This is a genomic window from Halorubellus sp. JP-L1, assembly GCF_011440375.1.
GTDB lineage: Archaea > Halobacteriota > Halobacteria > Halobacteriales > Natrialbaceae > Halorubellus.
This window is the reverse complement of the sequence record NZ_JAAOIR010000002.1, coordinates 589,131-613,193: the sequence shown is the minus strand read 5'-3', so window position 1 is coordinate 613,193 and position 24,063 is coordinate 589,131. Positions and strand designations below refer to the sequence as shown.

The 24,063-nt window shown below is 68.6% G+C and carries 23 protein-coding genes; 12 read left to right on the top strand and 11 right to left on the bottom strand.

Annotated elements, in window-relative coordinates:
* Positions 1–113 precede the first annotated feature (113 nt).
* Entirely contained in the window at positions 114–644 is a 531-nt protein-coding gene (locus tag G9C85_RS11570) for an inorganic diphosphatase (protein ID WP_166040065.1), read from the bottom strand.
* Positions 645–957: 313 nt separating this feature from the next.
* On the opposite strand from G9C85_RS11570, the gene G9C85_RS11565 reads away from it, so the two are divergent.
* Positions 958–1,317: a PadR family transcriptional regulator gene (locus G9C85_RS11565; protein ID WP_166040063.1), complete on the top strand. Its 360-nt coding sequence runs from the start codon at positions 958–960 to the stop codon at positions 1,315–1,317.
* Positions 1,318–1,349: 32 nt separating this feature from the next.
* Here G9C85_RS11565 and G9C85_RS11560 read toward each other — a convergent pair whose 3' ends face one another.
* Positions 1,350–1,853 carry a rnhA operon protein gene (locus G9C85_RS11560; protein ID WP_166040948.1) on the bottom strand — a complete coding sequence of 168 codons (504 nt, stop codon included), beginning with the start codon at positions 1,851–1,853 and terminating at the stop codon, positions 1,350–1,352.
* A 217-nt stretch (positions 1,854–2,070) separates the two neighbouring features.
* The gene (gene rnhA / locus G9C85_RS11555; protein WP_166040061.1) at positions 2,071–2,664 is read right to left on the bottom strand and encodes a ribonuclease HI; all 594 of its coding nucleotides are present in this window, start codon (positions 2,662–2,664) and stop codon (positions 2,071–2,073) included.
* Between the two features lie 179 nt (positions 2,665–2,843).
* Between rnhA and G9C85_RS11550 the strand changes: the two genes are divergently transcribed.
* The 6 genes from G9C85_RS11550 (at position 2,844) to G9C85_RS11525 (ending at position 8,187) form a co-directional block, all read left to right on the top strand.
* On the top strand, positions 2,844–3,806 hold the full coding sequence (locus tag G9C85_RS11550) for a transcription initiation factor IIB family protein (RefSeq protein WP_166040059.1): 963 nt from the start codon (positions 2,844–2,846) through the stop codon (positions 3,804–3,806).
* 128 nt (positions 3,807–3,934) lie between these two features.
* A complete protein-coding gene (locus G9C85_RS11545) occupies positions 3,935–4,150 on the top strand; it encodes a hypothetical protein (protein ID WP_166040056.1) in 216 nt (71 codons plus the stop codon).
* 49 nt (positions 4,151–4,199) lie between these two features.
* Positions 4,200–6,035 carry a S9 family peptidase gene (locus tag G9C85_RS11540; RefSeq protein WP_166040054.1) on the top strand — a complete coding sequence of 612 codons (1,836 nt, stop codon included), beginning with the start codon at positions 4,200–4,202 and terminating at the stop codon, positions 6,033–6,035.
* 56 nt (positions 6,036–6,091) lie between these two features.
* On the top strand, positions 6,092–6,349 hold the full coding sequence (locus G9C85_RS11535) for a hypothetical protein (RefSeq protein WP_166040052.1): 258 nt from the start codon (positions 6,092–6,094) through the stop codon (positions 6,347–6,349).
* A gap of 72 nt (positions 6,350–6,421) precedes the next feature.
* Positions 6,422–7,345, top strand: coding sequence for an ABC transporter ATP-binding protein (locus G9C85_RS11530; RefSeq protein ID WP_166040050.1), 924 nt, complete (start codon positions 6,422–6,424; stop codon positions 7,343–7,345).
* Positions 7,342–8,187 (top strand): ABC transporter permease subunit, encoded by an 846-nt coding sequence (locus tag G9C85_RS11525; RefSeq protein ID WP_166040048.1) that lies wholly within the window; start codon positions 7,342–7,344, stop codon positions 8,185–8,187. Before G9C85_RS11530 ends, G9C85_RS11525 begins: the two co-directional genes overlap by 4 nt.
* Before the next feature lie 55 nt (positions 8,188–8,242).
* Here G9C85_RS11525 and G9C85_RS11520 read toward each other — a convergent pair whose 3' ends face one another.
* Positions 8,243–9,301 (bottom strand): NAD(P)-dependent glycerol-1-phosphate dehydrogenase, encoded by a 1,059-nt coding sequence (locus G9C85_RS11520; protein WP_166040046.1) that lies wholly within the window; start codon positions 9,299–9,301, stop codon positions 8,243–8,245.
* A gap of 730 nt (positions 9,302–10,031) precedes the next feature.
* Between G9C85_RS11520 and G9C85_RS11515 the strand changes: the two genes are divergently transcribed.
* Positions 10,032–10,301: a hypothetical protein gene (locus G9C85_RS11515; protein WP_166040044.1), complete on the top strand. Its 270-nt coding sequence runs from the start codon at positions 10,032–10,034 to the stop codon at positions 10,299–10,301.
* A gap of 54 nt (positions 10,302–10,355) precedes the next feature.
* Here G9C85_RS11515 and G9C85_RS11510 read toward each other — a convergent pair whose 3' ends face one another.
* Positions 10,356–11,255, bottom strand: a complete 900-nt coding sequence (locus tag G9C85_RS11510) for a DUF445 family protein (protein WP_166040042.1) — start codon at positions 11,253–11,255, stop codon at positions 10,356–10,358.
* Between the two features lie 172 nt (positions 11,256–11,427).
* Here G9C85_RS11510 and G9C85_RS11505 point away from each other — a divergent pair, with 172 nt between their 5' ends.
* A complete protein-coding gene (locus tag G9C85_RS11505) occupies positions 11,428–12,609 on the top strand; it encodes an inorganic phosphate transporter (protein WP_166040040.1) in 1,182 nt (393 codons plus the stop codon).
* Between the two features lie 61 nt (positions 12,610–12,670).
* On the opposite strand, the gene G9C85_RS11500 is transcribed toward G9C85_RS11505, so the two are convergent.
* Complete coding sequence (locus G9C85_RS11500) at positions 12,671–13,819, bottom strand: NAD-dependent epimerase/dehydratase family protein (RefSeq protein ID WP_193570700.1); 1,149 nt, start codon at positions 13,817–13,819, stop codon at positions 12,671–12,673.
* Positions 13,820–13,925: 106 nt separating this feature from the next.
* Between G9C85_RS11500 and G9C85_RS11495 the strand changes: the two genes are divergently transcribed.
* Complete coding sequence (locus G9C85_RS11495; protein ID WP_166040038.1) at positions 13,926–14,138, top strand: zinc ribbon domain-containing protein; 213 nt, start codon at positions 13,926–13,928, stop codon at positions 14,136–14,138.
* A gap of 22 nt (positions 14,139–14,160) precedes the next feature.
* Positions 14,161–14,373 (top strand): hypothetical protein, encoded by a 213-nt coding sequence (locus G9C85_RS11490; RefSeq protein WP_166040036.1) that lies wholly within the window; start codon positions 14,161–14,163, stop codon positions 14,371–14,373.
* Positions 14,374–14,413: 40 nt separating this feature from the next.
* Here G9C85_RS11490 and gltB read toward each other — a convergent pair whose 3' ends face one another.
* Together gltB and proS are read right to left on the bottom strand one after the other, a co-directional pair.
* Positions 14,414–19,078, bottom strand: coding sequence for a glutamate synthase large subunit (gltB, locus tag G9C85_RS11485; RefSeq protein ID WP_193570744.1), 4,665 nt, complete (start codon positions 19,076–19,078; stop codon positions 14,414–14,416).
* 339 nt (positions 19,079–19,417) lie between these two features.
* Complete coding sequence (proS, locus tag G9C85_RS11480; protein ID WP_166040033.1) at positions 19,418–20,917, bottom strand: proline--tRNA ligase; 1,500 nt, start codon at positions 20,915–20,917, stop codon at positions 19,418–19,420.
* Between the two features lie 159 nt (positions 20,918–21,076).
* Here proS and G9C85_RS11475 point away from each other — a divergent pair, with 159 nt between their 5' ends.
* A complete protein-coding gene (locus G9C85_RS11475) occupies positions 21,077–22,030 on the top strand; it encodes a CPBP family intramembrane glutamic endopeptidase (protein WP_166040031.1) in 954 nt (317 codons plus the stop codon).
* A 30-nt stretch (positions 22,031–22,060) separates the two neighbouring features.
* Here the strand turns inward: G9C85_RS11475 and G9C85_RS11470 are convergent, their stop codons facing one another.
* The 3 genes from G9C85_RS11470 to G9C85_RS11460 are packed head-to-tail and all read right to left on the bottom strand — an operon-like array spanning position 22,061 to position 24,052.
* On the bottom strand, positions 22,061–22,627 hold the full coding sequence (locus tag G9C85_RS11470) for an 8-oxo-dGTP diphosphatase (protein WP_166040029.1): 567 nt from the start codon (positions 22,625–22,627) through the stop codon (positions 22,061–22,063).
* A gap of 52 nt (positions 22,628–22,679) precedes the next feature.
* Positions 22,680–23,177 carry a DUF488 family protein gene (locus tag G9C85_RS19255; RefSeq protein WP_166040027.1) on the bottom strand — a complete coding sequence of 166 codons (498 nt, stop codon included), beginning with the start codon at positions 23,175–23,177 and terminating at the stop codon, positions 22,680–22,682.
* 29 nt (positions 23,178–23,206) lie between these two features.
* Positions 23,207–24,052, bottom strand: coding sequence for a hypothetical protein (locus tag G9C85_RS11460; protein ID WP_166040026.1), 846 nt, complete (start codon positions 24,050–24,052; stop codon positions 23,207–23,209).
* Positions 24,053–24,063: the final 11 nt, after the last annotated feature.

The window sequence follows — 24,063 nt, the reverse complement described above, 5'->3', positions numbered from 1 at the left end:
TACCCATGCTCATAACGCATCTGTGTGGTCGGATGCGATAACTCGGACGAATGCCGAACGGAGATGCGAGCGTGAGGACGGAGCCGTTCGTGACCGTCGTCACGCGGTCGCCGTCAGAAGTTCTCCTCGTAGAGGTCCATCGCGTGCTCGATGGCGTCTTTCGCGGCGGCCTTGTCCTCCCACCCGAGCGTCTCCACTTCCTTGCCCTCCTCGAGGTTCTTGTACGTCGAGAAGAACTCGTCGATCTCGTCGAGTTGCTGCTGGGGGATGTCCTCGAGGTCCTCGACGTGGTCGTAGCGCGGGTCCTCCGTCGGGACCGCGATGACCTTGTCGTCCTGCTCGCCGTCGTCGTCCATCTTCATCAGCGCGACGGGACGGGCCTCGATGATGCACCCGGGGAACGTCTGGTCCTCGACGAGGACGAGGACGTCGAAGGGGTCCTCGTCGTCGTAGTACGACTGCGGGATGAACCCGTAGTCGCTCGGGTAGTGCACGTTCGAGTGGAGCACGCGGTCGAGGACGACGCCGGGGACGTCCTTGTCGTACTCGTACTTGTTCCGTTCGCCCTTGAGGCACTCCACGACTGCGTAGATCTCCTCGGGCGGGTTCGGGCCCGTCTCGAGGTCTTCCCAGAGGTTCGTCATTGCAGGCCGAGACTGCGGGGGAGAGCGAAATAGGCCCTTCGATTCCCTCGGCGCACCGGAGCTTCAGAGACCGCAACCAGTCAGTAGACAGATACGTCACGAGACAGTGACGAACAGCCTTCTCGCGAACCGTTCGAGGACGCACTTGGATAGCAAAGCAATAGAATCATGTATCAGACTGGATAGCCGATGGCCATTTCCAGAGCGCCCGGGGCGGTTTTACCGGCTTTTCCGGCCCACGAAGCCCCGATTCGAACCGGCGAGGTTCGAAGAGTTGAGAACTGTTAAATAGTTCGATGACATGTATCTACGTATGTCAGAGGCGCAATCCGTGACCGGCAAACAGGGCATCGCGCGCGAACTCACCGCGTTCCAGCACAACATCCTCGTCATCCTCGGCAAGGAACCGATGTACGGCCTCGCCATCAAGCGCGAGCTCGAGGACTACTACGGGACCGAAGTCAACCACGGCCGACTCTACCCGAACCTGGACGAACTCGTCGGCATGGACCTCGTCGAGAAGTCCGAGCTGGACAAGCGCACGAACCAGTACGAGCTCACCGACGACGGCTACGCGGCCGTCATGGACCAGATCGAGTGGACGCTCTCGAAGCTCGTCACCGACGACGACCGCGCGGACGAACTCCGCGAGCTCGTCGACGAACAGCAGTAGGCGGCCATCTGGCATCCGGCCGCGCTACGCGGTCACCAATCGGGCACCCGTTCTTTCGCAGCGTCGAACGCGTAGCGCACGCTCTGTGCTAGTGCCGCGGCCTGCTCGTCGTCGAGCCACGCGTTCCGCGTCGCGTAGTCGTCCGCGAACTCCCGCAGTTCGGCCGCGGTCAGGTCCTCGATGGGTTTCGCGTAGTGGTTGCCGGCGAAGTCCGCGAGCACGTCCACGTTCGCCGCGTGGACGTCGCCGTGTTCTTCGCGGACCCGAGCGACGATCTCGCGGTTGTGCGCGTCCACGTCCGCCCACTCGTCGGGGTCGCCGGTCCCGGCGAGCGCGACCTCGATCGCCCGGTCGGTGTCCTCGATGCGGTCGGGGCGGACGGTCCCGTCCTCGACCCACTCCGCTGGGTGGAGAACGAGCGTCGCGGCCGCGTCCGCCTCCCGCACTCGCGCGGTGTAGTCGAAGTCGGCGAGCTGGTCGTCCCGGTCCGCGCGATACGCGTCGGCCTCGTCGTCGTCCACGGCTTCGCGCGCCAGGTGCGTGAGGCGCTCGGCCGCGTCGACGACCGACGCCGGAACGGGCCGGTCGTCGTCCGCGTCGTCTCCGTCGCCGCCGTCGCCGTCGCTGCCGCCGTCGGCTGTGCGGTCGGTGAGGCCGGCGGCGTCGCGCGCCGCGGCCTCGGCGGGGTCGTGCGTGGCGTCCTCGGCGGGGTCGGGGTCGTGCGTCTCCGCGGAATCGTGCGTGGTGTCGTCGTCAGGCATCGTCGAGTGCTTCGTTCGCCAGTTCGTCCGCGCGCTCGTTAATCTCTCGGGGGACGTGCGAGATCGTCCAGTCGTCGAACGCGCGGAGGAGTTCGTGGACGCGGACGCGGTACTCGCGGAGGTCGGGGTCGTTGACGCCGTACTCGCCGGTGACCTGCTTGACGATGAGTTCGGAGTCGCCCCGTACCTGGACCTCGTCGTACCCGTAGTCGCGCGCGGCCTCGAGGACGGCGACGAGCGCCTCGTACTCCGCCTGGTTGTTCGTCGCGCGCCCGACGGTCTCGCCGCCCTCGGCGACGATGCCGTCGTCGGTGACGATCACCCAGCCGACGGCCGACGGGCCCGGGTTGCCCCGGCACGCGCCGTCGAAGTAGAGGTGCGCGCGACCGCTCTCGTCGCGGACGACGGCCTCGATGCTCGCGGGGTTCGCGCCCTGGACGACGAGTTTGTCGTCGTACGCGACGGCCGTGGCGTCGTCGAGGGTGGCCCGGTACCGTTCGTGTTCGGTGTTGCCCGGTTCGACTGTCGCTCCGGCGTCGGCGAGCGCCTCGCGGGCGGTCTCGACGTCGCACTCGATGACCGGCATTGACCCTTGGTCACCCGTTCTCGGGTATAACGCTTCTGATTCCACCTGGATGTCAGCGAAATTAAAACGTGCGCCGTCCGGCGGTTTTGCTCTTCGGCGCAGGCAATTCTGACCTCTCGAAGCAGGGCAGAAACCGTCCCAAGGTTTAAGGCCAATGGAACTGCTACTATAAAAGTGCGATGACACGGTCCACCCGCCAGCGGGAGCGAGACCTCGAGGCCGACGAGTCGGAGGAGCAGGAAGGGGTTCGGGAGTGCCCCGAGTGCGAATCCGACAACCTGGTCAAGAGTTCGGACAGGGGAGAACTCGTCTGCGACGACTGCGGGCTGGTCGTCGAGGAGGAGCAAATCGATCCCGGTCCGGAGTGGCGTGCGTTCAACCATCAGGAGCGACAGGAGAAGTCCCGGGTCGGCGCCCCAACGACCCAGACGATGCACGACAAGGGGCTGACGACGACGATCGACTGGAAGGACAAGGACGCGTACGGACGATCGATCTCCTCGAAGAAGCGCAGTCAGATGCACCGACTGCGCAAGTGGCAGGAGCGCATCCGAACGAAGGACGCGGGGGAACGCAACCTGCAGTTCGCACTTTCGGAGATCGACCGGATGGCCTCGGCGCTCGGCGTCCCACGGTCGGTCCGGGAGGTCGCGTCCGTGATCTACCGGCGCGCGCTCAAGGAGGACCTCATCCGCGGGCGGTCGATCGAGGGCGTCGCCACCTCGGCGCTCTACGCCGCCTGCCGGAAGGAGGGCATCCCGCGAAGCCTCGAAGAGATCAGCGAAGTATCGCGCGTCGAACGCAAAGAGATCGGGCGGACGTACCGCTACATCAGTCAGGAACTCGGCCTGGAGATGAAGCCCGTCGACCCGAAGAAGTACGTCCCGCGATTCTGCTCGGAACTCGAACTCTCCGAGGAAGTCCAGACGAAGGCCAACGAGATCATCGAGACGACCGCCGAGAAGGGACTGCTCTCGGGGAAGTCCCCGACCGGCTACGCCGCGGCTGCCATCTACGCCGCGAGCCTGCTCTGTAACGAGAAGAAGACCCAGCGCGAGGTCGCGGACGTCGCGCAGGTCACCGAGGTCACGATCCGGAACCGCTACCAGGAGCAGATCGAAGCGATGGGCATCCACAGCTAGGCCCGTCTCCCGCCGTCCGATCCACTTTTTCGCGCCTGCCGTCCGGCGAGCGACCGCGGCGGGGGACCCGAGTCCGACTCCGGAAGCGAAGCCACTTTCATCCGGGGGCGAAAGTTCGGAACGAACGGATGATCGACGACGTCGACGAACCAGAACCGTGGCTCCCGGTGCCAGTGATGGTGATCCTGATGGTCGCGAGCATCGTGCTCGGCGCGCTCGCGACCGTCTCGGTCGTCGATTCGCCAGCGGCGGCGCTCGACATGCTCTCGGACCCGTTCTTCTACGTGCTGCTCGGCGTCGTCGGTGGCACCGCGTCCCTCGTCGCGTTCGCGCGAGCGGAGTGAGGAGTCCCAGACCCAACGCCTTACGTCCCCGGACGGCGGACGAGTGAGCATGACGTACGACATCGAGCGCTACCTGAACGTGCGGTCGGCCAGCGGCGCGTCGTTCGGCCCGGACGGCGAGCGGCTCTCGTTCCTGATGGACACGACGGGGACGTCGCAGGTCTGGACGGTCGACGAACCGAAGGACTGGCCGGTCCAGCGGACGTTCTACGACGAGCGCGTGACGTTCGCGTCCTGGTCGCCGGAGCGCGACGAGCTCGCGTTCGGGATGGACGAGGGCGGGAACGAGCGCGCGCAACTGTACCGGCTCGCGGGCGACGGAAGCGAGGTGGTGAACCTCACGCAGCGCCCGGACGCGAAGCACCGCTGGGGTGGGTGGAGTCACGACGGCGAACGGTTCGCGTTCACGTCGAACCGCCGCGACGAGAGCGTGTTCGACGTGTACGTACAGGGCAGGGACGAGACCGGGAACGACGCGGAACTCGTCCACGAGGGTGACGGCTGGCTGACGGCCGCGGGCTGGTCGCCGAGCGACGACCGCCTCCTCGTGAGCGAGGCGTACTCGAACGTCGACCAGGACGTGTACGTCCTCGACCTCGACCGCGACGACCCGTCGGGCGATCTCGAGTGCATCACGCCCCACGACGACGACGTTCGATTCTACAGCCCGTCGTTCGGGCCCGACGGCGACGCCGTCTACTGCTGTACGGACGACGGCTCGGACACGCTGTACCTGGCGCGGATCGACCTGGAGACCCTGGAGCGCGAAGTCGTGGCCGAGGGCGGCGAATGGAACGTCGGCGGCGTGAGCGTCGACCACGACAGCGGGCGGTTCGCGTTCTCGCGGAACGTCGACGGTTACACGGACCTGACCGTTGCCGAGTTCTCAGGGACGACCGAGTACGAGGTATTCCCGAGCCCCGACCTCCCCGGCGGCATCGCCGGCGGCGTCTCCTGGGGGCCCGACGGCGAGAAGTACGCGATCACGGCGACCGGCGCGGCCGTGAACACGAACGTGTACGTCGTCGAGACGGAGACGGGCGACACCGAACGGTGGACGTACGCGGCGACCGCGGGCATCCCCGAGGAGTCGTTCAGGGAGCCCGAGCTCGTGCACGTGGAGAGCTTCGACGGCGTGGAAGTGCCGGGGTTCCTGACGCTCCCCGAGGCCGCCGAGGGCGACGCCGCGGATGGCGAGAGCGGGGACACGCCAGTGGTCGTGAGCATCCACGGCGGCCCGGAGAGCCAGCGCCGGCCGTCGTTCAATCCCGTCAAGCAGTACTTCCTCAACCGGGGGTACGCGTACTTCGAGCCGAACGTCCGCGGGTCGACGGGGTACGGCGAGACGTACACCAGGCTTGACGACGTCGAGAAGCGCATGGACTCGGTCGCGGACGTGAAAGCCTGCGTCGAGTGGCTGCACGACCATCCCGCGGTCGACCCCGACCGGATCGCGTGCATGGGCGGGTCCTACGGCGGGTTCATGGTGCTCGCGTGCATGACGGAGTACCCGGAGCTGTGGGCGGCGGGCGTGGACGTCGTCGGCATCGCGAACTTCGTCACGTTCCTCGAGAACACCGGCGAGTGGCGTCGGAAGCTCCGCGAGGCCGAGTACGGCTCGCTCGCCGAGGACCGCGAGTTCCTGGAGTCCATCAGCCCGATCAACACCGTCGAGAAGATTGCGGCGCCCCTGTTCGTGCTGCACGGCGAGAACGACCCGCGCGTCCCCGTCGGCGAGGCCGAGCAGGTGGTCGAGCAGGCCCGCGAGCAGGGCGTCCCCGTCCGCAAGCTGATATTCGACGACGAGGGCCACGGGTTCTCGAAGCTCGAGAACCGGGTTGAGGCGTACTCCGCGGTCGCCGAGTTCCTCGACGAACACCTGTAGCGGCCCGCGCCGAGCACACCGAACGCTTATCTTCCAGCCCATAGTTGTCTGAAGTGATGAACGTCCGGTCGTACGCCGAGGACGTCCGGCGGCTCCTCGCCACGCACTGGTGGTTCACCGTGATCGCCCTCCCCGTCGCCGCCTTCGGCGTCCCGCTATATCTGTACGCGTCGCGAGCGTTCGGCCCGCGGTTCGCCGTCCAACTGACGACGTGGTACGCGCTCGCCGGGGTCGTCGTCGTGCTCGCGGTCGCTGTCGCCCAGACGGTCTGGTCGCGCGTCCTCGCGAATGACACCGACCACCTCGTCGAGTGACAGCCCGCTTCGTCGCACCAGTCGCCACGTCGAGTGAGAAAACTTACAAAAGGAGCGTGTGGTGAACGAAGCATGGGTCCCGCTATACGAACAGAGAACCTCACGAAGCGATTCGGGAATCTCACCGCCGTCGACGGCCTCGACCTCACCGTCGAGGAAGGCGAAGTGTTCGGCTTCCTCGGCCCGAACGGCGCCGGGAAGTCCACGACCATCAACATGCTACTGGACTTCATCCGCCCGACCGCGGGCCGCGTCGAGGTGCTCGGCATGGACGCGAACGAACGAAGCCAAGAAGTCCGCCAACGTACCGGCGTCCTCCCGGAAGGATTCGACGTCTACGACCGCCTCACTGGCCGCAAGCACGTCGAGTTCGCGCTCGAATCGAAGGGCGAGGACGGCGACGTCGACGAACTCCTGGGGCGCGTCGACATGCTCGACGCCGCCGACCGCAAGGCCGGCGGGTACTCGAAGGGGATGCAGCAGCGCATCGTCCTCGCGATGGCGATCGCGGGCGAACCCGACCTCCTCGTCCTCGACGAACCGACGACGGGCCTCGACCCGAACGGCGCCCGAGAGATGCGCGAACTCGTGAAGGAGGAGGCCGCGCGCGGCGCGACCGTGTTCTTCTCGAGTCACATCCTCGAGCAGGTCGAGGCGGTCTGCGACCGCGTCGGCATCCTCCGCGACGGCCAGTTCGTCGCCGTCGACACCATCGAGAACCTCCGCGACAACGTCGGTAGCGGCGACCGACTCACCGTCACGTTCGCCGGGTCGGCCGACGCCGCTGTCGGCGCCGTCGAGCGCGTTCCCGGCGTGAGCAACGTGACCGTCGACGGGAACACGCTCGCGCTCTCCACGGGCGAGAGCGCGAAGACGGACGTCCTCTCCGCACTCGAGGACGAGGGCGTGACCGTCGAGGACTTCGCTACCGAGGAGGCGTCGCTCGAGGAACTGTTCGCCGCGTACACCACCGACGAACGACGGGTGGAAGCATGAACGTCGCGACCGTCGCCCGGAAGGACTTCGAGGACGCCGCTCGCGCGAAGACCCTCTGGGCGCTCGTCGTCATCTTCTCGCTGTTCCTCGGCGCCGCAGCGTGGTTCTTCGGTGACATCCAGGCCGGGAGCAACGCCGTCGCCGGCGACGCGCTCCTGGCGTCGCTGACCACGCCGACCTCGATCTTCCTCCCCATCATGGGCATCATGGTCGGGTACAAGGCGATCGTCGGCGAACGAACGTCCGGGACGATCAAGCTCCTGCTCTCGCTCCCGAACACGCGCCAGGACGTCCTCGCAGGGAAGTTCCTCGGTCGCTCGGCGGTCGTCGGGACCGCCGTCGTCGTCGGGTCGCTCGTCGGCGCGATCGTGTTCGCGATATTCGCGAGTTCGTTCCCCGCCGTCGAATACCTCGCCTTCCTCCTCTTGACGGTCGTGCTCGGCGCGGTGTTCGTCGCGATCGGTATCGGGTTCTCGGCGTCGACGAAGTCCGACACGATCGCGATCGTCGGCGCGATCGCGCTCGTGCTCCTGTTCACGCTCCTCTGGAACATCTTCACGTTCGTCCTCACGCTACTCCTGAACGAGTTCACGGACCTCGCTTCGGAGACGCTCACCGACGTCCTCGGGTTCACGAACGCGATCAATCCGACGGGCGCGTACAGCGTCCTCATCCGCGACGTCCTCAGCGACAGCGCGCAGCAGGCCGCCGCCGGCCAGGCGATGGGTGCACCGAGCGGGTTCTACACGGAGACGTGGTTCGCGGCCGTCGTCCTCCTCTTCTGGCTCGCCGTCCCGCTCGCCTTCGGCTACTGGCGGTTCGAGAACGCAGAACTCGGATAGTCGCATCGACTGCCGCCCGCCATTCTTCGACGTCGCAGTTCGAGCGATAGCGCCGTCAGATGACGTCCGTCTTCCGTGCGACCTCGCGAGCGGCCGGTTCGCTCATGCCGTTCCCGAGGATCGTGTAACGGTCCCGGATCTCGTGGCACGTCGTCAGCGCTTCGACGACCGTCTCCGGGTCGACCCCGAGTTCCGCGGCGGTCGTCGGCGCGTCGATCGCGGCGAGCGCACTCCGGATGTCCTGCCAGATGCCGCGCTCGCCGCCGTGGAGGTACGCCGTCACGATCGAACCGACGCCCACCTGGTGGCCGTGCAGGGCGGCGTTCGGCGCGAGCCGGTCGAGCTGGTGACTGAACAGGTGCTCGGCGCCCGACGCGGGCCGCGACGAGTCCGCGATGCTCATCGCGACGCCCGAGGACATCAGTGCCTTCGTGACGACCCACGCGGACTCCTCGAGGCCGGGACGCACCATGCTCGCGTTGTCGACGAGGATCTCCGCCGTCATCTCGCTGAGCGCCGCGGCGTACTCGCTGTACTCGACGTCCTGGAGTCGGTTCGCGAGCCGCCAGTCCATCACGGCGGTGTAGTTCGAGATGATGTCCGCACACCCCGCGGTCGTGAGCTCCCACGGCGCTTCCGCGAGCACGCCCGTGTCCGCGATGACCGCGAGCGGCGGTTCCGCGGCGACCGAGTGCCGCGTATCGCCTTCGGGGATCGACGAGCGCCCGGAGACGATGCCGTCGTGACTCGCCGCCGTCGGGACGCTCACGAACCCCTTCCCGCAGTGGTCGCTCGCCATCTTCGCGATGTCGATCGCTTTCCCGCCGCCGACGCCGAGCAGGTACCCGATCTCGTCGTTCCCCGCGGCCTCGGCCACTTCCTCGACGGACTCGAACGATGCCCGTTCGACGGTTACGACCTCCGGGTCGACGCCCCGCTCCTCGTACTGCGCGACGATCGGTGCCGCGGCGACGTCCCGGGGCGTCGGACTCGTCACGATGAGTGGCCGCCCCGTGAGGTGGATGTCGTCAACGACGTCGACCGTCCGCGAGAGCACGTCGTGCCCGACGACGACGTTCCGCGGGAGTCGAATCCACGCCGACTTCTGGAACATACCCGATTCGTCGCGGTAGGGCCGGAGAAACCTTTCGCCTCCGACCGACGCATCGGTCCGTCGGCGCGCGCTGTCGCGGTCGTGGTCGTCGACACGAGCGCGACCGCGTCGATATTGCGCGAGGTTCCCGCGAGCCGGGCGGGACCGGAGGTCCCGCTGGAAGCCGGCGCGTAGCGCCGGCGACGAAGCGAGCGGGAGCCAGTGAGAGCTTGCTCTCACACTGGACGACCGCGGCGACGACCGGAGGGAGTCGCCGCGGGAGTCGGTTGGGGAGGACGAGGCGCGATGCGGCCGGGCGGGGATGAAAGGGGCGGCGGGTTCGGGCGCCGTCGCGACGAAAGGACCGCAGGAGCGAACGCAGTGAGCGACGAGGACCACAGCGAGCGAGGGCGCCCGAACCCGCCGGGGCTTTCTGTGCGTTCGCGGTTGCTCGCCGTCGAATGCATGCGACCACCGGGGCTTTCTGTGCGTTCGCGGTTGCTCGCCGTCGAATGCATGCGACCACCGGGGCTTTCTGTGCGTTCGCGGTTGCTCGCCGTCGAACGCATGTGACCACCGAGGCATTCTGTGCGTTCGCGGGGTGTCATCTGGCGAGTGCGACTGGCGGTGGCGGGGGATCCGGAGTTCGCTAGCGGTCGATATCGAGCCACGAATCGGGCCCGAATCGTGAAGCCGTCGGCGCTCGGAGTCGGCGTCATGACCGATCCCGGACGGCCTGCGGGTCTCGACGGTGGCGAGCTGTCGTGCGAGCACGAGCCGGCGGTCGCGTACGAGGTCGGGTTCGTCGTCCGCGACGGCGTCGACGCTCCCCGAGGACGTCGACTCGGCGTGCGCGATGCGCGCGACCGTCCACGAGGTCCCCGTAGAGAGCGACGACGCCGACGCCGTCGGCTGCGCGATCGAGTCCTGCGAGAACCACCACGAACGCGTCGCCCAGGCGCTCCGTCGACGCGCCGCACGTCACAGCGGGAACGTCACCGGCGACCGACCCGGCTCCTGACCGCACTCGCTCCGCCCCTCACCGCACCGGTCCCCCGAACGACCGATCCGCGACTTACTGGGACGCTTTCTCCTCGGACCCGTCGTCTTCCTCCGCTGCGTCGGCGGTCCCCTCGCCGTCGACGACTTCCTCGACCTTCTCCTCGACAGTGTCCTCCACCGTCTCCTCGACCGTCTCTTCGACAGTATCCTCCACCGTCTCCTCGACCGTCTCTTCGACAGTATCCTCCACCGTCTCCTCGACCGTCTCTTCGACAGTATCCTCCACCGTCTCCTCGACCGTCTCTTCGACAGTATCCTCCACCGTCTCCTCGACAGTCTTTTCGACAGTGTCCTCCACCGTCTCCTCGACCGTCTCTTCGACTTCCTTCCCGACGGTCTCCTCGACCTTCTCGCTGACCGTGTGCTCGACCGTCTCCTCCACCTCCTTGCTGACCTCCTCGGTGACCGTCTCGCCGACCTTCTCCGCGACCTCGTCGACCTCCTGGCTCACCGTCTCCTCGACCTCCTTCCCGACCGTCTCCTCGACTTCCTTGCTCACCGTCTCCTCGACGGTCTTCTCCACCTTCTCCGCGACCTCGTCGACCTCCTTGCTCACCGTCTCGCCAACGGACTTCTCGACTTCCTTCCCGACCGTCTCCTCGACCTTCTCGTTGACCGTGTCCTCGACGGTCTTCCCGACGGTCTCCTTGACCTCTTTCCCGACCGTGTCCTCCACGGTCTTCTCGACTTCCTCGCTCACGGTCTCCTCCACGGCTTCGGCGACCTCCCGAGTCATCCACTCGGGGTCGAACCGCGCCATCTTCCACGCGATGTGGATGACGTACGACACGAGAACCCCCATCCCGAACGCGATCCCCACGACCGTCTCCACCAGGAGGACGAGCCCGATGGCGGCCGCGATCGCGATCCCGTACGCGAGGTCGACCGCGAAGTCGACGCGTTGCGGATTCATACCCCACCCCTCTCTCCCAGTCCATGTCCCAAGTGCATACCAGTGATTACGTAGCCCAGACGGGAATATCCGTCCATCCCAGCGGGTCGCTCCGGATGGACCGCACGTTCGCTCCCGTCGAGAGAGCCCCCGATGACGGTGGGTTTTAGAGCGTTCGGACAATCCATCCGGTATGGTCGAACTTCTTCTCGTCGTCGGCGTCGCCGTCTCGCTGTTCGTCGGATTCAACATCGGTGGTGCCACCACGGGACCGGCGTTCGGGCCCGCAGTCGGCTCGAAGTCGATCTCGAAGACGGGTGCTGCCGCCCTCATGGCAGTGTTCTTCTTCGTCGGCGCGTGGACGATCGGCCGGGAGGTCGTCGACACGCTCGGGAACGACCTCATCACGCAATCGGGCGTGTTCACGCTCGAATCCAGCATCGTCCTCCTGTTCTTCATCGGTGGCGCGCTGTTCGTCGGGAACTACTTCGGCGTCCCCGCCTCGACCTCTATGACCGCCGTCGGCGCGATCGCCGGTCTCGGCGTCGCCACGGGATCGCTCGACTGGACCGTCATGGGGAGCATCGCGGTCTGGTGGATCGTCGCCCCCATCGTCGGCTTCTGGACGTCCGCGATGATCGGTCGCTACCTCTATCCGCGCATCAACCGCTGGGTCGCCATCGAGACCACCGAGGGCGCGCTGTTCGAGATCGACCGCTCCGGCGTCGTGCCGCGACCGACCGCGGGCCCGAACACGACCCGCCGGGAGCTGTTCGGCGGCACGGTCGTCATCTTCATCGGGTGCCTGATGGCGTTCTCCTCGGGGACTTCGAACATCGCGAACGCGATCGCGCCCCTGGTCGGCGCGGAGGTCGTCGAGTTGAACACGATGATCATCCTCGGCTGTGGCGCGGTCGCCGTCGGCGCGTTCACGATCGCGCGCCGCACGCTCGACACGCTCGGCGACGACATCACGGACCTCCCGCTGACGGCGGCGATCGTCGTCGCCGTCGTCTCCTCGACGATCGTCATCTTCCTCTCCGTCATCGGCATTCCCGCGTCGTTCGTCATCATCGCCACGACCTCCATCGTCGGCCTCGGCTGGGGGCGCGCGACCCGGACCGCGAAGGTGACCGAGGTCGTCAGCGGCGAGGAGTCCCCGAGCGTCTCCGTCGGCGCGCTCACCGCGGAGGAACCCGGCGAGGAAGCGCCCGCGATCGGCGACGAGGAACCCGACGACATCCCGTCCGCCGCGGACCTCTTCGATCCCGCGACCACCGGCCGCGTCCTCGTGATGCAGAACGTCGTCCCGCTCCTGTCGACGATCGGCGCGTATGCGATGTTCACGCTCCTATTCGCCGTCTGGTGGACCTGACGGCCGACAGTTCGCCTCCTGGTGTCCTGCGACGGCACGCTTCTCGAGCGCTGCGGCCCACTCAGAGCGTGTCGAGGACGTCGAGCAGCGCCCGTTCGTTCTCGCGGCCGGGGTCGTGCTCGCTGCCGTCGCGGTCGCTCGCGAGGTGGTCGTCGACGGTCCGCTGCATCGCCTCGCGCAGCGGCGTGGACGCCCAGCCGAGCGAGGCGAGCTTGGTCGTGTCGAGGACGTGCGGGTAGTCGCGGTAGAGGACGTAGTCGTCCCCGGAGAGGTCCGCGATGGAGAGCTCGCGCTCGCTCGCGTGCACGACCTCGAACTCGCCCGCACCGGCGGGTGCGGCCCTGGCGTCGTCGAGGCAGTCCCCGATCAGGTCCAGCATCTCCTCGAGCGTGACGAGTCGGCGGTCGCCGACGTTGTACGCCTCGCCCGCCGTCCCCTCTTCGGCGACGACGCGGAGCGCGCTCGCGACGTCCTCGACGTACGCGCGATGCCAGACGTTCGTCCCGTCTCCCGGCACCACCACGCGATCGGCGTTCAGGACGCGGTCGATCCAGAAGTCCAGGCGCTCCGTGTAGTCGTGCGGGCCGTAGACGATGCAGGGCCGGACCGCCATCGCGCGCAGCCCGCGTTCCTCGGCGGCCGCGAACACCGCGCGATCGCCCTCGGCCTTCCGGTTCCCGTACGTCTCCGAGGTGTCGTCGGTCGCCTGCTCGTCGCTACACGGCCGCAGCGCGGTGGCACCGTCTACCCGCTGGAGCGCGCCCTCGCGGCTCGCGGCGTCGCCGTCTTCTCGCGGGCGATGCCCGCTCGAATGGTCCGCGGAACTTCGTTCCGCGCTACTCGCTCGTTCCGAGGACGCGCGAAGCGCGCCCTCGCGCTTCGGTATCTCCTCGTTTCCATAGGAGTCGCCGGAGGAGACGTAGACGTACGCGTCGGCGTCGTCGAAGATACGCGTCGCCGTGCGGACCTCCCGGGGCTGGTACGCGACCACGTCGAACACGGCGTCGTACTCGCTCTGGCGGGCGGCGCTCGCGAGGTCGCCGTCGTCCGTGCGGTCGCCCTCGACGCGAGTCACGCGGTCGTCCTCGGCGAAGGGATTCTCGTGGGTGCCGCGGTTGAAGATCGTGACGTCGTAGTCGTGCTCGAGGAGGTCCTCGACGAGGTGTCGGCCGACGAATCGCGTCCCGCCGACGACGAATGCGCTGTCCATGCGAGAGGGGACTCGGTCGCGCGAAAAGAGCGTGGCGCTCGCGGCACGCCAGTGGCGACTCAACGCGAGCGAAAAATACTCAAGTAATCGAGTCGTTCGTGTTGACATGTCGCCCTCCACCGACGACGGCTGCCCGAAGTGCGGGCATCAGGACGCGATCACGGACAGCATCTCGACCACCGGCGGCGGCCTCTCGAAGATGTTCGACGTCCAGTCGAAGAACTTCGACGTGATATCCTGTGCGAACTGCGGGTACTCCGAGCTCTACCGATCGGACCGCCGCCGCGGGAGCGACCTCGCCGACGTCTTCTTCGGATGACCCGCCGCGTGTCTCCCTGTAGATGACCGCCGTCGGGTTCGTCGCCGTCCTCGCACTGCTCGCCCTCGTCGTCCCGTTCTTCGTCTACGGGATGCTCGACGCCGAGGACCCAGACCAGGCCACGTCGTGGGACGACGCGCGCTCGCGAGCGCGGAAGGACGACGAGAACAGCCGAGAGCACGCCGGCGACGAACGTGACGACGACAGCGACGTCGCCGGGAACCACTGGGGGTGACGGACCCAGGAGGACGATCGTCGGCGGCGAGCCTGGCGCGTCAGTCGTCGCTGCTCGCGTACCCCCTCGCGCTCGCGGCGTCGGCGGTGGCGCTCGCGGGCGGGCTGTCGCGGACGTCGTAGCCGTCGCGCTCGCTGAGCACCTCCTCGTAGGCGTCGGGGAGGACCTTCGCGAACGCGGCGAGTGCGGCCTCCCAGTTCGCGAGGAGCGCGGCGGCGCGCTCGCTCCCCGTGTATGCGTGGTGGTTCTCGACGAGCCGGCGGAGGACGGTGGCGTCGCGCTCGTCGAGGTCGTGCTCGACGTGCACCATGCCCTCGTTCACGCGGTCCTCGAACGCGACGTCGGCGCTCTCGGCGTCGCCGAAGAACTCGCTCTCGTCGAGGACGTACGCGAGACCGCCGCTCATGCCGGCGGCGAAGTTCGCGCCGACGTCACCGAGGACGGCGACGACCCCGCCGGTCATGTACTCGCAGCCGTGGTCGCCGACGCCCTCGACGACCGCGTGCGCGCCCGAGTTCCGGACCGCGAAGCGCTCGCCTGCGCGCCCGTTCAGGTAGCACTCGCCGTCGGTCGCGCCGTACAGTGCGACGTTGCCGGCGACGACGTTCTCGCTCGGGTCGAACCCGGCGCGGTCGGGCGTGTCGACCACGACCCGACCGCCGCTGAGGCCCTTCCCGACGTAGTCGTTCGCGCCACCGCGGAGGTGGAGTGCGACGCCGGACGCGAGGAACGCACCGAAGGACTGCCCCGCCGTCCCCTCCAGGTCGACGGTGAGCGTGCCGGCTGGCAGTCCGGTCTCGCCGTGGCGCTTCGTCACCTCGTGACTGAGGGTCGCGCCGACCGCGCGGTCCGTGTTCGAGATCGTCGCCGAGACGCCGACGGGCTGGCGGTCCGCGACCGCGGCCTCGGCGTCCTCGAGGAGCTCCCAGTCGAGCTGGGCGTCGACCTCGTGGGTCTGCTCGCGGACCTTCGTCCGCGGGCCGTCGCCGACGTCCGCGAGGACGCCCGAGAGGTCGAGCTTGCTCGCGCGCTCGTGATCGACGTCGCGCTGTTCGAGGCAGTCGACGCGCCCGACCATCTCCTCGACCGTCTCGAACCCGAGCTCCGCCATCGTCTCGCGGAGCTCCTGTGCGAGGAACGTCATGTAGTTGACGACGTGCTCGGGCTCGCCCGGGAAGCGCTCGCGGAGCTCCTCGCGCTGGGTCGCAACCCCGACCGGGCAGGTGTTCTTGTGGCACTGGCGCGCCATCACGCAGCCCGAGGAGACGAGGCTCGCCGTCCCGAACACGTACTCCTCCGCGCCCAGAAGTGCAGCGATCGCGACGTCGCGACCGGTCTTCATGCCCCCGTCGACGGTCACGCGGATGCGGTCACGGAGACCCGTTCGCTGGAGGGTCTGGACGGCCTCCGCGAGCCCGAGCTCCCACGGCAGGCCCGCGTGCTTGATGCTCGTCTTCGGACTCGCGCCCGTTCCGCCCGAGTGCCCGCTGATGTGGACGACGTCCGCGTTCGCCTTCGCCACGCCCGCCGCGACCGTTCCGATACCCGCCTCGGACACGAGCTTCACGTTGATGTCCGCATCCGGACTCGCCGCCTTCAGGTCGTGGATGAGTTGCTTGAGGTCCTCGATCGAGTAGATGTCGTGCAGCGGCGGCGGCGAGATGAGGCCGACGCCGGGCGTGGACTTCCGGACGTGCGCGATCATCTCGTTGACCTTCTCACCGGGTAAGTGCCCGCCCTCGCCGGGCTTGGAGCCCTGCGCCATCTTGATCTGGATCTCGTCCGCGCTCGAGAGGTACGTCGACGTCACGCCGAAGCGGCCCGAGGCGACCTGCTTCACCGAGCACTCCTTCTCGGTGTCGAAGCGCTCGGGCGGCTCCCCGCCCTCGCCCGTGTTCGCCTTCCCGCCGATCCGGTTCATCGCGACCGCGTTGTTCTCGTGCGCTTCGGGAGAGAGGCTCCCGAGGCTCATCGCGGCCGTCGAGAACCGCTCGACGATCTCGTGGACCGGCTGGACGGACCCGAGCGGGATTGACTTGCGCGCGTCGGCGTCGAACTCGAGCAGGCCGCGGAGCGCCTCCGGGGCCTCGTCGTCGGGCGTTTCGTTCGTCGCACTCGCGAAGTTCCTGTACTCCTCGTAGTCGCCAGTCCGCACGGCGCGCTGGAGCGCCCCGACGGTCTCCGGGTTCCAGGAGTGCCGGCGCCCGCCGTTGCGGTGCCGGAACTCGCCCTGACGCTCGAGGTCGGGGTCGTCGCCGAACGCGAACGCGTGCCGGGCGGCGACGTCCTCGCCGACGTCCGCGACGTCGATGCCGCCCGTGCGGTTCTCGGTGCCCTCGAAGTATTCCGCGACGAAGTCCGCGTCGAGGCCGACGGCCTCGAACACCTGCGCGCCCTGATAGGACTCCACGGTGGAGATCCCCATCTTCGCCATGATCTTCAATAGCCCGCCCTCGAGCGCGTCGCGGTACGCGGCGAGCGCCGCGTCGGTGCTCGCGCCGTCGCCGCCCGCGGTGAGGTCGGCGAGCGTCTCGTACGCGAGGTACGGACAGACCGCGTCCGCGCCGTACCCGACGAGCGTCGCGTGGTGGTGGACGGTCCGGGGGTCGCCGGAGTCGACGACCAACCCTGCCTTCGCGCGAGCGCCGGTGCGGACGAGGTGGTGGTGGACGCCGCCGGTCGCGAGCAGACTCGGGATCGCCGCTCGCTCCGGGCCCGTCTCGCGGTCCGAGAGCACGACGACGTCCGTGCCCGCCTCGATGGCGTCGCGGGCGTCCGCGCGAATTCGCTCGACCGCCGCCTCCAGGGTCGTCGCCTCGGGGTCGTACGTCGCGTCGACGACGGTCGACGTCAGGCCGTTCGCCCGGTTCGAGCCGTCCAGTTCCACGATGGCGTCGCGCTCGGCGAGCGAGAGCACGGGCGAGTCAGCGACGAGCTGGCGGGCGTGCGCGGGCGTCTCCGCGAGGAGGTTCCGCTGGCGCCCCAGCCGCGTCTCCAGGCTCGTGACGCGCTCCTCGCGGATGTAGTCCAGCGGCGGGTTCGTCACCTGCGCGAACAGCTGCTTGAAGTACGAGAACAGCGGGCGGTCGTGATCCGAGAGCACCGACAGCGGCGTGTCGTCGCCCATCGACCCGACGGGGTCCTTGCCCTTCTGACTCATCGGTTCGACGAGTTCGTCGATCTCGTCGTGCGTGTACCCGAACGCCGCCTGGGTCCCGCGAACGTCCTCGACCTCGTCGACGACGCCGCCCTCGGCGGGCTCGTCGGGCGCCGCTCGAGCCCGCTCGCCGTCGCCGCGTTCGTCGCCGGGCGTCGGGTCGTCGCCGGGGGTCAGGTCGTCGAGACGCACTTGCTCGCTGTCGACCCACTCGGCGTACCTCTCGTCGGTGAGTTCCGCGAACACCTCGTCGTCGGTGAGCACGCCCTCGTCGGGGTCGGCGAGGAAGCACTGGCCGGGTTCGAGGCGGCCGCGCTCGCGAACGTCGGCCTCGTCGACGTCGAGCGCGCCGGCCTCGCTCGCCATCACGAGCCGGCCGTCGGTCGTCACGTCGTACCGGCACGGCCGGAGGCCGTTCCGGTCGAGGACGGCGCCGACGCGCTCCCCGTCGGTCGCCGCGACGAGCGCGGGGCCGTCCCACGGCTCGACGAGGCTCGCGTGGTAGTCGTAGAAGTCCTTGCGTTCCTGGGCCATCGCGTCGTCGCCGCGCCAGGCCTCCGGGACGAGCGTCCGGAGTGCGTGCGGGAGGTCACGGCCGGCTTCCATGAGGAGTTCGAGCGAGTTGTCGATGCTCGCGGTGTCGGACTGCTCGGGGTCGTCGATGACGGGGCGAACGTCGTCCACGTCGAACGCGTCGGTCGCCAGGTCGCCCTCGCGGGCGCGCATCCAGTTGACGTTCCCGCGGAGCGTGTTGAACTCGCCGTTGTGGACGATGTTCCGGTAGGGATGCGCGAGGTGCCACGCGCCGAGGGTGTTCGTCGAGAAGCGCTCGTGCACCATCGCGAACGTCGACGCCATCCGTTCGTCGGCGAGGTCCGGGTAATACGAGCGGACCTGCTCGCCCTTGAGGAGGCCCTTGTAGACGAGCGTCTGGCGGTCGAGCGAGCAGACGTAGAACCGGTCGGCGGCCGCGTCGTCGACGTCGGGGTGCTCGAACGCCGGGGCGTCGCCGGCTTCGGCGGTGCCGTCGACGCGGTGCTCGATGCGCTTCCGTGCGACGAACAGGTCCGTGTCGAACTCGTCGGCGGACTGCCCGTCGCTGGGTGCGACCGCGACCTGCCAGACGTCCGGTTCGGCCTCGCGAGCGGTCGCGCCCAGGTCGCTCGCGTCCGTCGGCACATCCCGCCACTCGAGGACGTCCACGCCGCGTGCGGCGAGTTCCTCGGCGACGAGTCCCTGGAGCGCCTCGCGGGCGGCGTCGTCCTGCGGGAAGTAGAGCGACCCGACGGCGTACGCGTCGGAGAGGTCGGCGTCGAGGACACCTGCGAAGAACTCGTCCGGGCGACGGAGGAGGATGCCGGCGCCGTCGCCGGTGTCGGGTTCCGCGCCGGTCGTGCCGCGGTGTTCGAGGTTCACGAGCAAGTCGAGGCCGTCGGCGACGACGTCGTGACTGGGGCTCGCGTCGAAGTCCATGACGACGCCGACGCCGCAGTTCGCACGCGCGGCGGTCGGATCCGCCAGTCCGGTATCGTCGCCCGAATCGGCCATCCCAGAGTCGTCGCCCGAATCGGTACGGCCAGAATCGTCGCCCGAATCGGTACGGCCAGAATCGCCCGCTGCATCGGCCGGTCGAGCGTCGCCGGACCGGTCGTGTGGCTGAGTCATGCCACTGGGTCCCACGAGCACCTACAAGAGGCTACTCCTGAATCACTAAGGGTCTCTTAATCCCCTACTAGGAGATTTAAGGTATTCGGATGCGAGTACCATCTTCGCAGTCCTCGCGGGATTTCCACGCGAACCGCGCGCTTCGTCGCCGAAACGGTGGACGAACGCGAGAATAATCGAGACGGCGACGCCGAACGGCACGACCGCACGCCACCGATCGAGTCAGTACGTCTTCGCGAAGTACGCGACCTCGCTCGCCGGCTCGCCGCACATCGTACACTCGTCGCCCTCGACCGCGACTTCTTCGCCGCCCTCGACGTCCGCCTCCGGCGCGACGCCCTCCTCGAGGGGGACCATCGCGATCTCCGCCGCGACCTTCTCCTTGATGACCTCCTCGCAGGCCTCGTCGCCGCACCACGGCGTCTTCACGAACCCGCCGTGCTGGCCGATCGTCCCCATGATCTCCTCGGGCTCGGTCGCCGACCGAACGTTCTCGACGAGGTTCTGGGCGGCCGTCTCGTAGAGCTCGTCGAACACCGTCTCGAGCTGGTCGTCGACCGCCTCGACGAGGTTGGAGCGCTCCAGCTCGCGCTTCTGGTTCTGGTTGTCCGACCGCCGGACCGCGGTGACGACCTCGTCGTCGACCTCGTTCGGCCCGATCTCGACGCGGAGCGGGACGCCCTTGAGCTCCCACTCGTTGTACTTGAACCCCGGATTGCGCTCGTCGCGGTCGTCGAGGTGCACGCGCACGTCACCTTCCTCCTCCAGTTCCGCCGCGACCTCGGTCGCGTACTGGAGGACCTCGTCCTTCGTGTCCTCCTGCCAGATCGGGACGACGACGACCTGCTCGGGCGCCACCGCCGGCGGCAGCACGAGCCCCTGGTCGTCGCTGTGCGTCATGATGAGCGCCCCGAGCGCACGCCACGAGAGCCCCCACGACGTCGTCCACGCCGTCCGCTCCTCCTCGTCCTCGTCCGTGTACGTCACGTCGTACGCCTCCGCGAACGACTGCCCGAGCGCGTGACTCGTCCCGCCCTGCACCGACTTCCCGTCCGGCATCAACGCCTCGACGGTCGTCGTCACGTCCGCGCCCGGGAACTTGTCGTGATCGGGCTTCTGGCCGCGCAGGACCGGAATCGCGAGCACGTCCTCGTACAATCGCTCGTACTGCCCGAGGCGCATCATGACCTCGTCCATCGCGCCGTCCTCGGTCGCGTGCGCCGTGTGCCCCTCCTGCCAGAGGAACTCCTTCGTCCGGAAGAACGGCTTCGTCTCCGTCGCCTCCCACCGCACGACGCTCGCCCACTGGTTCAGCCGGAGCGGGAGGTCGCGGTGACTGCGCGTCCACTCCGCCATGAACGGCGTGATGATGGACTCGCTCGTCGGCCGCACCGCCAGTCGCTCCTCGAGTTCGTCGTACCCGCCGTGAGTCACCCACGCGACCTCCGGGTCGAACCCCTCGACGATGTCCGCCTCCCGCTCCAGGAACGACTCCGGGATCAGCAGGGGGAAGTACGCGTTCTGCGCGCCCGTCTCCTTGAACCAGCCGTCGAGGTGGTTCTGGAGGCGCTCCCAGAGCTCGTACCCCCGCGGTCGCGTGACGATGAACCCACCAATCGGCGCGTAGTCCGCGAGTTTCGCCTTCTGGACGACCTCCGCGTACCACTCGCCCGTGTTGTGGTTCTTGCTCTCCGTGACGCCGAGTTCCTGCTCGCCACTCATTACTCGATTCGACGCCCACCGCTACCTTAAGTCCCCTGAAGGGGTTCCGCCGCCGCGGAGCGAACCCCGCGTGTGGGACGGCGGGCCGGGTACGTCGACGACCCTCGACAGTGAGCCGAAATGACTGCGGTTAAGTGGTTCGTGTAGGTTCACGAACGTGTGAGCGTCCTTCGCGAATCGAACTCGACCCGGTTGCGTGCGAGCCTCCGCGGCGTCCTCCCCGCCGCCGTAACGCTCCTGGTGCTCCTGGCCGGGCGCGCGGCCATCCAGACCGTCTTCGAGCCGGCGGGAACGGCGCTCTCCGCGGCCGAGACGGTCTCGATCCGAGTCCTCCTGTTCGCCCTGTACGTCGCGACGATCGGGATCGCGCTCCGGATCGCCACGACGCTCGACCGTCGGCGGTACGCGGAGTTCGGGCTCTCGGTCGATGCGGCGTGGCTCGGGAACTTCGCCGCCGGGACGGTCATCAGCGCGGCCGGAATCGCACTGTCGCTCTGGTGGGGCGTCGCCCGCGGCCACCGCGCCGTCGACCTCTCGTCGGCAGCGAGCGGCGTCGACGAACCGCTGCTCGTCGCGGTCGCACTCCTCGCGTTCGCGCTGTACTTCCTGCTCGGGAACGTCTACGAGGAGGTCGTCTACCGGGGGATCATGCTCCAGAACTTCGCGGAGGGGCTCTCGGCGCGCGGTCGCTCGCCGGCGTGGGCCGTCGTCCCCGCGACCGCCGGGAGCCTGTTGCTGTTCGGCGCGTACCACGTCCCGCTCCGCGGGAACGTCGTGGTCGGCGTCGACGCCGCGATGGTCGGCGTCACGTTCGCGCTGGCGTACCTCCTCACCGGCGACCTGGGGCTCCCACTGGGCGTTCACTTCGGTCGGATGTCGCTGGAACTCCTGAGCGGATTCGAGATGCTCGGCGTCGAACTCACGGCTGCGCTGACGATCGCGCGGAACACGCTCCCGGCGAACCTCGAAGTGCGGCTCCTCGAACTCGGGTGCGTCTGCCTGCTCGTCGTCGCCTGGGCGTACCTGACCGAGGGTCACGTCGGAGTGGCCAAAGACGTCTACGAACCGACTCGTGGCGACGTGGACGCCAGGGGCGACGCTGCGGACGACTGACCGTCAGGTGCGTTCGCCGGGCGCGACCGCTCAATCGAATCCGTCGACGCCAGCGGCGACGTCGTACTCGAGGAGGTCGTCGCCGTCGTCGTCGAAGTAGAAGACGCCGCGGATGGTGTCACCGTCGAGGACCCGGGGCACCCAGAGCACGTCGTCCTCCCACATCTCGTCGTAGGGAACGTCGCGGCGTGCGCGCCACTCCGGGAACGCCTCCGGCGTGTCCTCGGGGACCCCGGACACCTCGCGGCCGACGTAGACGTGGCAGCAGAACACGTGCTCGTCGCCGAAGAAGAAGTCGAACTCGCCGCGCTTGTCGACCGCGCCGACGTCGACGCCGGTCTCCTCGCGCGTCTCCCGGACCGCGGCCTCGGCGGGCGTCTCGCCGGGCTCGACCTTCCCGCCCGGGCCGTTGTACAGGTCCGCGCCGAGCCCGCGGCGCTTGCGGATCATCAGGAGTTCGTCGTCGTCCCCGAGCGGGAGGTCGCCCCGGATCGGGTAGCAGATCGTCGCCTCGTCGCGCTCGCTCGCGAACGCCGCGCTCGGCACCGCCGTCTCGATGCCGTCGACCGCGACCTCGCGCGCCCCACCGTCGTCCATGCCGGCCCGTGCGAGCGCGGGGACAATCAAGCGTTCGGACACGACCGCGAGGTCACCGCTCGTCCACGCCGTCGAACCGCGATTCGAGGACGTCGCGGAGGATGGTGCGGTGACAGCGCTTCTTGTCGGTGTTCTCGAAGCAGACGAGCGCGACGTCCTCGCCGTCGCGGACGCGCTCCGCGAGTTCCGACAGTGCGACCGTCGCGTCCGCGTCCGACTCGAGGTGCGAGCGATAGCGGTCCGAGAACTCCGCCTCGAGCCACGCCTCGTTGTGCGCCTCCTCCTCGCAGACGCCCGCCATCTCGAAGTCCTCCTGTCGCCGCTTCGTCTCGTCGAGGAGGGCCTCGGGCGGGGCGAGCGCGGGCACGTTCTCGTCGACGCTCCCCGAGAACCACCGCGTCGGCCGCCTGACGACGCCCACGCGCGTCGCGTCCCCGACGTCCGCGAGGTCGTGCTGGAGTGCCGCGACGTACGTGTCGAGCACCCGGCCACGTGCGCCGGAGTCGTCGGTCACGCCCGAATCGTCGGTCACGCCCGAATCGTCGGTCACAGGTCGGGCGACGCACGCGACCCACTAAGTCACTCGGTCGTCGTCGGGACCGAGACCGTGCGTTCCATGCTCCCCGACCCCCAGTCGAGGACGACCGCCTGCTCGTCCACACTCGGCACCAGGCCGACCGACCGCGTCACCGTCTTCGTCTCGCCCGCCGCGACCTCGACGCGGAGCTCGCCCTGGTCCGAGACGGCGCGCGAGCCGAGTTCCGCGAGGAACTCGCCGTCGCCCTCGCCGACGTTCGCGACCGTGAACGACACCGCAACCTCGTCGCCGTCCGCGCGCGCCGGAACCTGGAACGACCGCACCTCGAACGCGGGAGGGTTCCTCAGCGAGGGGGCCAGCGAGTTCGTGAGCGGAAACACCGGGGTTTCGACCGCGCCGACCCACGCCAGCGCCACCGCCTCGGGGTCGACGTCGAGCGGAAGCGAGAACGCGAGGTGGACGGCGTCCGTGAACGGCTGGACGGTCTCGGAGACCGGCTCGATAGCGGCGTCGTCGACGCGAAGCTCGCAGGCGTCTCGCGCCGCCTGCTGTGGGTCGTCGCCGGACACCTCGAGTTCGACGACGACGTACTGTCGGTCGGCCTCGGCGCTCACGCTCGGGTGGACGCCGGCGAGGAGCGTGACGATGGCGCGCGACGTCCGCGCCGACGCCAGCCGGACCGACCGACCGTCGACGTCCGCGCGTCTCGCGGGAGCCGCATCCCCCTCGCCGGTCTCGTCTTGCGTCGTCGCGTTCGTCGTCGTCGACCGCGTCCCGGTGGGCTCGGTCGTGCCGCCGCCACCGTCGGTCGCGTCGAGACAGCCCGCCGTCGCGGCGACCGCCGGCACGACGGCAGCGACGACGGCACGGCGAGAGACGCGTTTCATGCCAGCATCAG

What these genes read in the sequence shown, in the direction of transcription:
- gltB (WP_193570744.1), bottom strand. Translation starts at nt 19,078, where the DNA reads ATGGCCGATTCGGGCGACGATACCGGACTGGCGGATCCGACCGCCGCG.
- G9C85_RS11505 (WP_166040040.1), top strand. Translation starts at nt 11,428, where the DNA reads ATGGTCGAACTTCTTCTCGTCGTCGGCGTCGCCGTCTCGCTGTTCGTC.
- G9C85_RS11495 (WP_166040038.1), top strand. Translation starts at nt 13,926, where the DNA reads ATGTCGCCCTCCACCGACGACGGCTGCCCGAAGTGCGGGCATCAGGAC.
- G9C85_RS11565 (WP_166040063.1), top strand. Translation starts at nt 958, where the DNA reads ATGTCAGAGGCGCAATCCGTGACCGGCAAACAGGGCATCGCGCGCGAA.
- G9C85_RS11525 (WP_166040048.1), top strand. Translation starts at nt 7,342, where the DNA reads ATGAACGTCGCGACCGTCGCCCGGAAGGACTTCGAGGACGCCGCTCGC.
- G9C85_RS11470 (WP_166040029.1), bottom strand. Translation starts at nt 22,627, where the DNA reads ATGGACGACGGTGGGGCGCGCGAGGTCGCGGTCGACGGCATCGAGACG.
- proS (WP_166040033.1), bottom strand. Translation starts at nt 20,917, where the DNA reads ATGAGTGGCGAGCAGGAACTCGGCGTCACGGAGAGCAAGAACCACAAC.
- G9C85_RS11500 (WP_193570700.1), bottom strand. Translation starts at nt 13,819, where the DNA reads ATGGACAGCGCATTCGTCGTCGGCGGGACGCGATTCGTCGGCCGACAC.
- G9C85_RS11530 (WP_166040050.1), top strand. Translation starts at nt 6,422, where the DNA reads ATGGGTCCCGCTATACGAACAGAGAACCTCACGAAGCGATTCGGGAAT.
- G9C85_RS11510 (WP_166040042.1), bottom strand. Translation starts at nt 11,255, where the DNA reads ATGAATCCGCAACGCGTCGACTTCGCGGTCGACCTCGCGTACGGGATC.
- G9C85_RS11490 (WP_166040036.1), top strand. Translation starts at nt 14,161, where the DNA reads ATGACCGCCGTCGGGTTCGTCGCCGTCCTCGCACTGCTCGCCCTCGTC.
- G9C85_RS11535 (WP_166040052.1), top strand. Translation starts at nt 6,092, where the DNA reads ATGAACGTCCGGTCGTACGCCGAGGACGTCCGGCGGCTCCTCGCCACG.
- G9C85_RS11540 (WP_166040054.1), top strand. Translation starts at nt 4,200, where the DNA reads ATGACGTACGACATCGAGCGCTACCTGAACGTGCGGTCGGCCAGCGGC.
- G9C85_RS11460 (WP_166040026.1), bottom strand. Translation starts at nt 24,052, where the DNA reads ATGAAACGCGTCTCTCGCCGTGCCGTCGTCGCTGCCGTCGTGCCGGCG.
- G9C85_RS11545 (WP_166040056.1), top strand. Translation starts at nt 3,935, where the DNA reads ATGATCGACGACGTCGACGAACCAGAACCGTGGCTCCCGGTGCCAGTG.
- G9C85_RS11550 (WP_166040059.1), top strand. Translation starts at nt 2,844, where the DNA reads ATGACACGGTCCACCCGCCAGCGGGAGCGAGACCTCGAGGCCGACGAG.
- G9C85_RS11570 (WP_166040065.1), bottom strand. Translation starts at nt 644, where the DNA reads ATGACGAACCTCTGGGAAGACCTCGAGACGGGCCCGAACCCGCCCGAG.
- rnhA (WP_166040061.1), bottom strand. Translation starts at nt 2,664, where the DNA reads ATGCCGGTCATCGAGTGCGACGTCGAGACCGCCCGCGAGGCGCTCGCC.
- G9C85_RS11520 (WP_166040046.1), bottom strand. Translation starts at nt 9,301, where the DNA reads ATGTTCCAGAAGTCGGCGTGGATTCGACTCCCGCGGAACGTCGTCGTC.